This is a genomic window from Nesterenkonia sandarakina (assembly GCF_003003175.1).
Taxonomy (GTDB): domain Bacteria; phylum Actinomycetota; class Actinomycetes; order Actinomycetales; family Micrococcaceae; genus Nesterenkonia; species Nesterenkonia sandarakina_A.
Map to the genome: position 1 here is coordinate 1 of NZ_PVTY01000041.1, position 6,459 is coordinate 6,459.

Annotated in this window: 5 protein-coding genes and 3 pseudogenes; 2 read left to right on the forward strand and 6 right to left on the reverse strand. The window is 69.5% G+C overall.

Translation table 11 applies throughout. The features are described from left to right. From BCL67_RS15890 to BCL67_RS15695, 3 genes and pseudogenes are all read right to left on the reverse strand, one after another. Positions 1–290: pseudogene (locus tag BCL67_RS15890) on the reverse strand (IS30 family transposase); the annotation flags it as partial. 44 nt (positions 291–334) lie between these two features. Then, positions 335–940, reverse strand: a pseudogene (locus BCL67_RS15940) (DDE-type integrase/transposase/recombinase); the annotation flags it as partial. Further along, positions 937–1,242 (reverse strand): transposase, encoded by a 306-nt coding sequence (locus BCL67_RS15695; RefSeq protein ID WP_219886551.1) that lies wholly within the window; start codon positions 1,240–1,242, stop codon positions 937–939. The pseudogene BCL67_RS15940 and the gene BCL67_RS15695, both read right to left, overlap by 4 nt. Position 1,243: 1 nt before the next feature. Here BCL67_RS15695 and BCL67_RS14885 point away from each other — a divergent pair, with 1 nt between their 5' ends. Further along, a complete protein-coding gene (locus tag BCL67_RS14885; RefSeq protein ID WP_146131214.1) occupies positions 1,244–2,317 on the forward strand; it encodes an HYR domain-containing protein in 1,074 nt (357 codons plus the stop codon). A gap of 66 nt (positions 2,318–2,383) precedes the next feature. Here the strand turns inward: BCL67_RS14885 and BCL67_RS14890 are convergent, their stop codons facing one another. Further along, on the reverse strand, positions 2,384–5,164 hold the full coding sequence (locus BCL67_RS14890; RefSeq protein ID WP_106124185.1) for a cation-translocating P-type ATPase: 2,781 nt from the start codon (positions 5,162–5,164) through the stop codon (positions 2,384–2,386). A gap of 473 nt (positions 5,165–5,637) precedes the next feature. Between BCL67_RS14890 and BCL67_RS14900 the strand changes: the two genes are divergently transcribed. Continuing rightward, positions 5,638–5,817 carry a hypothetical protein gene (locus tag BCL67_RS14900; protein WP_106124187.1) on the forward strand — a complete coding sequence of 60 codons (180 nt, stop codon included), beginning with the start codon at positions 5,638–5,640 and terminating at the stop codon, positions 5,815–5,817. Between the two features lie 32 nt (positions 5,818–5,849). Here BCL67_RS14900 and BCL67_RS14905 read toward each other — a convergent pair. Further along, positions 5,850–6,143 (reverse strand): annotated as a pseudogene (locus BCL67_RS14905) (integrase core domain-containing protein); the annotation flags it as partial. Between the two features lie 7 nt (positions 6,144–6,150). After that, the coding region (locus BCL67_RS14910) for an IS30 family transposase (protein ID WP_146131215.1) at positions 6,151–6,459 on the reverse strand (309 nt) is incomplete at its 5' end.

Below are 6,459 nucleotides of genomic sequence, written 5' to 3' on the forward strand. Positions count from 1 at the left end.
ACCTGTTGGGCTCGCCATAGCGCGATGTCCTCCCGCTCAGCCGAGGAGAGATATCGCCCCGAGATGATGGGTGCCAGTCGTGGATTCACTCCACCAGCATGCTTGAACCAGCGGTGAGCTACCGGCTCTGAAACCCCCGCCGCTTCTCCGGCTTCTCGAGTCTTCGCGCCGGCCGCGATAGCTTCCCAGAACCGCACTCGATCTTCTCGCCACGCCACAGTCGGTCGCCCTGGGGAAACAATCTGACCTCGGTAGGCCTGGACCCTCTTCTGCTTCTCTCTGATTCCCACCGAACACCTCCATGAAGTAGGTGTTGCGACGACCAGTTGAATACGGCTTGGCTACCGCGATCGCTATGTACCACGCACCCGGCCACCTCAGCGCCGGCGCGGTGTCGGTTGGCTACCGCGTTGGTCAGCGCCCGCACCGCCAAGGAGGCTTTCATCCGGGCATCGATGGCGTAGCCGACGATCCGGCGGGAGCAGGCATCCTTGATCGCGCAGCAGTAGAGCTTGCCCTGGCTGGTGTGGTGCTCGGTGATGTCGGTGAACCACACGGTATTGACCTCGGTGACGCTGCTGAACTGGCGCTGGACCAGATCGTCATGGACCGGTGGGCCCGGGCGGGTTCCGTTGCCCTTTTTCCGTGTTGAGATCGAGGAGGACAACCCCTGGGTGCTGCACAGCCGCCAGGCGGTCCTGGTTGCCATCGGCACCCCGGCATCGGCGGCCTCATCGGCCAGGTAGCGGTACCCGAACTCCGGGTCATCGTGGTGGGCATCGATCAGCGCGTTGAGGCGGTAGGCCTCCACAAGTTCGGCCTCGGGGATGGGGGGGGCCAGCCATCGGTAGTAGGGCTGGCGTGCGATCTCTAAGACCCGGCACGTCACCGCCACAGGGATACCTGAAGCGGCCAGATCGCTGACGAGCGGGTATTTCATTTTGACGGGAGCTGGGCTTGACCGAAGTAGGCAGCAGCCCGACGCATCACCTCCAGCTCTTGCTCCAGGGTGCGGTTACGGCGGCGCAGTTCACGCAGCTCAGACTTCTCATCAGTAGTGGGACCAGGTGCACGGCCGGTGGGATTACCAGCATCGAGATCTGCTTGGCGCAGCCATTTGCGCAAGGTGTCTTCGTGCAGACCGAAGTCCTTAGCGACTTGACCCATAGTGGTGTGCTCATCCCGGTTCTGGGCCACACCGACGACGTCCTCGCGGAACTCTTTCGGATACGGCTTAGGCATAGTGACTATCCTTCCAGGCCCACAGTCAGCGGGCCAGATCAACTGTCACTCCCCATTGCACCAGCCCCAGGCGACCGGAGCCGCGGGGGCCGTGGTCGCGTTCGAGGCGACCGGGTTCGACCTGGTCGACGAGGACGTGCCGGTCGTGTGCGCACCGGCCTCGGGCTCGATGTTCCCCCTCGGTGCCACGGAGGTGAGCTGCAGCGCCGAGGACTCGCGGGGCAACCGCGTGTCCCGCTCGTTCGAGGTGACGGTCGTGGACACGACCGCCCCGGTCGTCACCGTCACACCGGTGACGGTCGAGGCCACCTCGCCGGACGGTGCCGCGGTTGCGTACACCGCCACGGCCGTCGACCTCGTCGACGGGACGGTCCCCGTGACCTGCACGCCGGCCCCGGGGAGCGTGTTCCCCCTGGGGGCCTCCGAGGTCGAGTGCGAGGCCGTGGACGCCGCCGGCAACCGGGCGGTCACCCGCCACGGGGGCATCACGGTGGTCGACACCACGGCGCCCACGTTGTCCGTGCCGGGCAGCCTGACGGTGACCGCGACGTCCGCGGCCGGCGCGGCCGTGTACTACGCGGTCTCCGCGACGGACCTGGCCGACCCGGACCCCCTGGTCGCGTGCAGCGTCGCCTCGGGTGCGGTCGTCCCGCTCGGCACCACGACCGTGACGTGCACCGCCACCGACGCGTCGGGCAACACCGCGCAGAGGTCGTTCACCGTCACCGTCCAGGTGGCGTGGTCGGGCCTGGCGGCGCCGATCTCCGTCGACGGCAGGGCGGCCTTCAAGTCCGGGTCCACCATCCCGGTGAAGTTCTCGCTCACGGGCGCGAGCGCCGGGGCCACCGGAGCGCCGGCGACCCTGTCCGTGGCGAAGGTCGGCGCGGCAGGCGGGGAGGAGAGCCTCACGGTGCTCTCCACCTCGGCGGCGGACTCGGGCAACCAGTTCCGGGTGTCCTCGGGCCAGTACGTCTACAACCTGAGCACGAAGGGCTGGGGCGAGGGCGTCTACGTCCTGCGGGTCGACCTCGGTGACGGGGTGGACCGGGCGACGCAGATCACCGTGCGTCGCTGATCCGATCCAGCACGAGGGGCTCCCGGCGTGGCCGGGGGCCCCTCGTGCGCGCGGGCCCCGCCTTGCTCAGGACGCCGTCAGGGTGGGCGGGAAGACCCGCCGCAGGGCCGCCTTCGCCACCTCGACCACCAGGAAGACCCCCACCGCGATACCGAGGGTCAGCCCCCAGTAGGACGCGGGCAGCGGCGCGGAGCCGAACAGCGTGTTCATGACGGGCGCGTAGACGAACAGCGCCTGGAGGGCGAGGAGCGCCGCCACCGAGAGCCACACCACCTTGTTCGAGAACCACTGCCCCAGCCGCAGGCTCGACCCGCGCAGGTTGCGGCAGTTGAACAGGTACCCCATCTGGCCCATGGCCAGCGTCGTCACCGCGAGCGTCTGCGCCTGGGCCTCGGCGATGCCCTGCCCACGGGCCAGGTAGTACATCGCCCAGGTCGCGCCACCGATCAGGAGGGACGCGAGGGCGATCTGGGCCAGCGCGGCCTTGTCGACGATCGCCCCGCCGGGGATCCGCGGGGGCCGGCGCATGACGTCCGGCTCGGCCGGCTCGAAGGCGAGTGCGAGCGACAGCGTCACCCCGGCGATGAGGTTCACCCAGAGGATCTGCACCGGCGCGAGGGGGAGGGCCAGGCCGAGCATGACGGCGGTGAGCAGCACCAGCGACTGCGCCCCGTTCGTCGGCAGCAGGAAGACGATCGACTTCTGGATGTTGTCGAACGTCCGGCGTCCCTCCTCCACAGCCTTCTCGATGGTGGCGAAGTTGTCGTCGGCCAGGACGATCTCGGCCGCCTCCTTGGTGGCCTCCGTGCCCTTGATCCCCATGGCGACGCCGACGTCGGCCCGGCGCAGCGCCGGGGCGTCGTTGACGCCGTCCCCGGTCATGGCGACGACCTCGCCGTTCGCCTGCAGGGCCTGGACGAGACGGAGCTTGTGCTCGGGGCTGACCCGGGCGAACGTGTCGTACCGGCGGACGATCCCGCGGAGGTCCTCGTCGCTCGCGGCGTCGAGCTCCCGGCCGGTGATCGCCTCGTCGGCGGTGTCCGTCGAGGTGTCGATGATGCCCATCTGGCGACCGATGGCGGTTGCCGTCCCGGTGTGGTCGCCGGTGATCATCTTTACGCGGATGCCGGCCTCCTTGGCCTCGGCGACCGCGTCGATCGCCTCGGGACGGGGCGGGTCCAGGATGCCGACGACCCCGAGCAGCACCAGGTCGCCGTCCAGGTCGCCGAGGGTGAGGGTCTGGTCCCCGCTCTCGTTCGCACCCTGCTCGGCCGTCCGGCGGGCGGCGGCGAGGACCCGCAGCCCGCGGGCGCCGAGCTCCTCGACGCGGGCGTCCCACGCGGCGCGGTCGAGGGCGTGGGGCTGCCCGTCGGGGCCGAGCTCGGTGGCGCAGCGGTCCATGACGCGGTCGGGCGCGCCCTTGACGTGGACGACGACGTGCCCCTCAGGGGTCCGGTCGAGCGTCGCCATGAGCTTGTGCTCCGACTCGAAGGGCACGGCGGCCAGCCGCTCGTGGCCGTCCGCGTCGAACCCGACCTTCGCGGCCAGGGCGAGCAGGGCGCCCTCGGTGGGCTCGCCGACGACGCTCCACCGGCCCTCCTGCTCCGCCAGCGTCGAGTCGTTGGCGACGGCCATCGCGGTGACGAGCGCGCGCAGGTCGGCGTCGGCGTCCAGCGTCGCGTCCCGCCCCTCGGCGGTCACCCGGCCGGACGGCTCGTAGCCGAGGCCCTCCACCTCGTAGGCCCGCGCGGGCGTGACGACGTCCTGCACCGTCATCTCGTTCTTGGTGAGGGTGCCGGTCTTGTCCGAGCAGATCACGGTCACCGAGCCGAGGGTCTCCACGGACGTCAGGCGCCGGGTGATGGCGTTGCGCCCGGCCATGTGCTGGACGCCCCGCGCGAGGGTGATGGTCACGACGGCGGGCAGGCCCTCGGGGATCGCCGCGACGGCGAACGCGACCGCTGCCGTCAGCAGCAGGGCGATCGGGTAGTCGTGGACGGTCCCGCCGAAGACCATCATGAGCACGGCCACGCCCAGGATGATCTTGGACAGCAGCACGCTGAACCGGTGGATCTTCCTCTCCAGCGGCGTCTGCAGCTGCTCGACGGAGTCGATCATCGAGCTGATGCGGCCGATCTCCGTCTGCGGCCCGGTGGCGACGACGACGCCGGTCCCGCGCCCGCTGACCACGAGGCTGCCGGAGTACGCGACGCAGAAGCGGTCGCCGATGCCGGCGTCCTCGTCGACGGGCTCCGTCTGCTTGTTCACCGGCTCGGACTCGCCCGTCAGGCCGGACTCCTCGGTGCGCAGCTCGGTGGCCGCGACGACCCGGAGGTCCGCCGGAACGCGGTCCCCCGACTTGAGTCGCACCACGTCGCCGGGCACGAGCGTGTCCGCCTCGACCTCCGACCACCGGCCGTCCCGCCGGACGTGCGCCGTGAGCGACAGCATGGTCCGCAGGCCCTCGAGGGCGCGCTGCGCCCGCCCCTCCTGGACGAAGCCGATGACGGCGTTGATGACCGCCACCGCGAGGATGACCGCCATGTCGACCCACTCGCCCAGCACGGCCTTGAGCACGGCGGCGGCGAGCAGCACGTAGATGAGGACGTCGTTGAAGTGCCGTGCGAGCCTCAGCCAGGCCGGGTCCGGCTCGGCCTCGGGCAGCCGGTTCGGCCCGTACCGGTCGAGCCGCTCGGCGGCCTCGGGCCCGGAGAGGCCGGCATCCGTCACGCCCAGCTCAGCGAGCACGGCGTCGACCGGGCGCGCGTGGGCGGTGCCCACCGCAGCCCGAGCGTCGTCGTCCACGGCCCGGTCGGGCTGGGGCGGCTCGGAGACGGTGTGCGTCATCGTCGGTCCTTTCTGGGGGTCACTGCCCGGGAAGGGTCAGGCTGAGCAGGAGGGCGAGGGTCACGAGCGCGGCCATGGCCGCTCCGGTCGAGCGGCGCGTGGTCCACGCCTCCATGCGGTCGAGGAGAACCTGCCGGTCCCTCGCCCACCGGGCGGGTCCCGCCGTCGTGACGGCGACCGACCGGACGGCCCGCGCGCTTGCTCCCTCCACAGAGGCTTTCGACATCCCGCTCGGCCCGCCAGATCTCTCCAACGGACTGGGACCTGCTACTGGGCGCTCCAGTACCTACCCAGACGGGACTCACACCCGCCGGCCTGGCCCAGCTTCCAGAACGCAACATGCCACGAGTCTATAAGCCCGGATCCACCGCTGCGTGGTCTGGCGGCGCGTGTGGAAGATCAGATGCCCTCTGACCTGGGAGGATGTGTCTTGCGACGGACACGATCGACCAGACCGAGAGGGCATCTGACGGGTGCGAGCATCTCACGACCTCAGCCGGGTCTCCACGAGCTTCGATGAGCACAACATCGTGCCGAACGCCGGGCTGCTTCCCGCGGCGGTACTCGCCCAGCGGATCGACCTGGCCGGGCTGATCGACCGGCGGCTGCATCTGGCCAAGCACGGCGCGAACGGCGGGGCCAAGGGGGGCTGATGCAAATCGGGGTGACAGGTGGGGTTTGTTGTTCAGGCTGCTAGTCCCACGGCCTGGGACAGTAGGGTCTGTTCGAACGCGACTGGGGTCAGTCTGCCGAGTTCTTTCTGTTTCCTCCTTCGGTGGTAGGTGGCCTCGATCCAGGTCACGATTGCTTGTCGCAGCTGTTGGCGGGTGCGCCAGGGGCCAGTGTCGAGGACGTTGTTCTGCAGCAGCGAGAAGAAGCTCTCGATGGCTGCGTTATCGCCAGCGGCGCCCACCCGCCCCATGGACCCGACCAGGCGGTGGTCCTGAAGGGCGCGGAGGAACTTCTTCGACCGGAATTGGCCGTATTCAACCGATCGTCGCAACAGTCTGTTGTTGCACTGAGCGTAGTTGATCGGCGAAGGCCTCAGCTGGGGTGCGCCACCCCAGTATGCCGCGAGGCCTATTGTTCAGGGCCGTGGCGATGGCTGCGATCTCATCGGCGTTCCATCTGGAGAGGTCTGTGCCTTTCGGGAAGTACTGCCGCAGGAGACCATTGAGGTGTTCGTTGGAGCCACGCTGCCAGGGACTCTTCGCGTCGGCGAAATAGACGGGCAGTCCAGTCTCGCTTGTCAGCAGCGCATGAGCAGAGAGTTCTTTTCCCCGGTCCCAAGTCAG